Origin of the sequence: Idiomarina sp. UBA4206, assembly GCF_002383015.1 — a bacterium.
In the GTDB taxonomy this organism is placed as follows: Bacteria; Pseudomonadota; Gammaproteobacteria; order Enterobacterales; family Alteromonadaceae; genus Idiomarina; species Idiomarina abyssalis.
This window is the reverse complement of sequence record NZ_DFTS01000063.1, coordinates 17,543-19,612: the sequence shown is the minus strand read 5'-3', so window position 1 is coordinate 19,612 and position 2,070 is coordinate 17,543. Positions and strand designations below refer to the sequence as shown.

Annotated in this window: 2 protein-coding genes; one reads left to right on the top strand and one right to left on the bottom strand. The window is 48.0% G+C overall.

Translation table 11 applies throughout. The annotated features are described in order from the left end of the window. The coding region (locus B3180_RS12975; RefSeq protein ID WP_286844981.1) for an EamA family transporter at positions 1–370 on the top strand (370 nt) is incomplete at its 5' end. Positions 371–491: 121 nt separating this feature from the next. Here B3180_RS12975 and polA read toward each other — a convergent pair. Continuing rightward, positions 492–2,070, bottom strand: a 1,579-nt coding sequence (gene polA, locus B3180_RS12970) for a DNA polymerase I (protein ID WP_286844979.1), incomplete at its 5' end; no start/stop codon positions are given.

The following is a 2,070-nucleotide window of genomic DNA, read 5'->3' as shown; positions in this document are numbered from 1 at the left end:
CATCACCGGTATCTCGCTACTTATGGCCGCAGTTCCTGCCACTGTCTATTTGTTCGCTGGCACAGAATTTATAGCCCAGGTTCAACAACCCGGCGCTATGCTATCGCTGTTCTCTGTTTTGGCGTTAGGTATAGCAGGAACGGCTGGTGCTTTGGTTATTTTTAACCACGTGGTCCAGTTAACCAATACGGTTTTCACCAGTTCAGTCACATATCTTATTCCGGTGGTTGCCGTTTTGCTTGGAGTACTTGACGGGGAAGCATTCTGGCTGCAACAGGGTGTTGGTATGTTAGCGATTCTTGTTGGTGTATGGTTTGCCAACCGCAAGGGTCGCCCCGGCCTGGCTGGTATTCCGCAGAAAGAGCAATAAAAAAGCCCGACTAAAAAGCCGGGCCAAAAGTAATCCAGGGAGAACAATTTTGTGAGGGAGGATTAATCCCCTCACTTATTGTGACTAGACCCTTTTTATAAAGTTCACAAAAATCGCAAAATTAATGCGCTTCATCCCAATTATTGCCTTTACCCGCCTCTGCAATTAGCGGCACATCAAGGCTTGCGGCTTTTTCCATGACATCGGTTAATTGTGCAATATAATCATCCAGCTTGGCCTCTTTTATCTCAAAGACCAACTCATCGTGAACCTGCATTAACATACGTACGTCATCCTGACATTTATTGGTATCAATCCAGTCGGCGACTTTCAGCATTGCTTTTTTAATGATATCCGCAGCGGTTCCCTGCATCGGCGCATTAATGGCAGCCCGTTCCGCACCTTTCCTGCGAGCTCCGTTGCTGGCTTTAATATCCGGCAAAGGCAAGCGGCGACCGAACAGGGTTTTCACGTATCCCTGCTCTTTTGCCTGTTTACGGGTATCTTCCATGTAGCGCAGCACACCGGGGAAGCGTTCAAAGTACTTATCCATATAGTGTTGAGCTTCATGGCGGGCAATACCCAACTGACGCGCAAGACCAAACGCAGACATACCGTAAATTAAGCCAAAGTTGACCGCTTTAGCCTGACGGCGTTGGTCATCCGTTACCTCCTCGGCTTTGCAGCCGAACACTTCCCCGGCTGTTGCCCGGTGAATGTCCAAGCCTTCAGCAAAAGCCTTTAGCAACGACGCGTCCTGAGATAAATGCGCCATAATGCGCAGTTCAATCTGGCTATAGTCAATAGCGACAATCTTATAACCTTGCTCAGGAACAAAGGCCTGACGCACCCGACGCCCCTCAGCTGTGCGAATAGGAATATTCTGCAAATTGGGATCAGTGGAAGACAAACGTCCGGTTGCTGTGACCGCCTGCTGATAAGAGGTGTGTACCCGGCCGGTGTCAGGGTTGATCATCTTCGGCAGCTTATCGGTATAAGTGGATTTTAGCTTCGACAAGCTTCGGTGCTGTAAAATAACATCTGGTAAAGGGTAGTCATGCGCCAGCTCATGCAAAACTTCCTCCGCCGTTGACGGAGCCCCCTTCGGGGTCTTTTTCACAACCGGAAGTTCCAGCTTCTCGAAGAAAATGCGTTGCAACTGTTTGGTCGAACCTAAGTTGAACTCCTCACCGGCAATCTCAAACGCTTTTTTCTCTAAAGCGTCAAGCTTCTCGGTAATTTCCTGACTTTGTTTACCCAGTAAATTAGCATCTATACGGACACCATATTGTTCCATATCGCACAATACGGGAACTAAAGGTACTTCAATATCAGTCAGTACACTGTGCAGTTCGCTGCCAACATCTTTTACCTTGTTCCACAATACATCATGCAATCGGAACGTAATGTCTGCATCTTCAGCCGCGTATGGGCCCGCCTGTTCAAGATCGATTTGATTAAAGGTCAGCTGCTTAGCACCTTTACCGGCTATCTCTTCGAAACTGATCGTCTTGTGGTTCAGGTAATGCAGGCTCAAGGTGTCCATGTCATGACGGGAGCCGACACTATTAAATACGTAAGATGCCAGCATGGTGTCATTTAAAATACCGCCTAAACGAATTTTATAACGGCGCAAAATATGGGCATCGTACTTCAGGTTTTGCCCAACCTTCTGCGGCTTGTCCGCTTCGAGTAGAGGT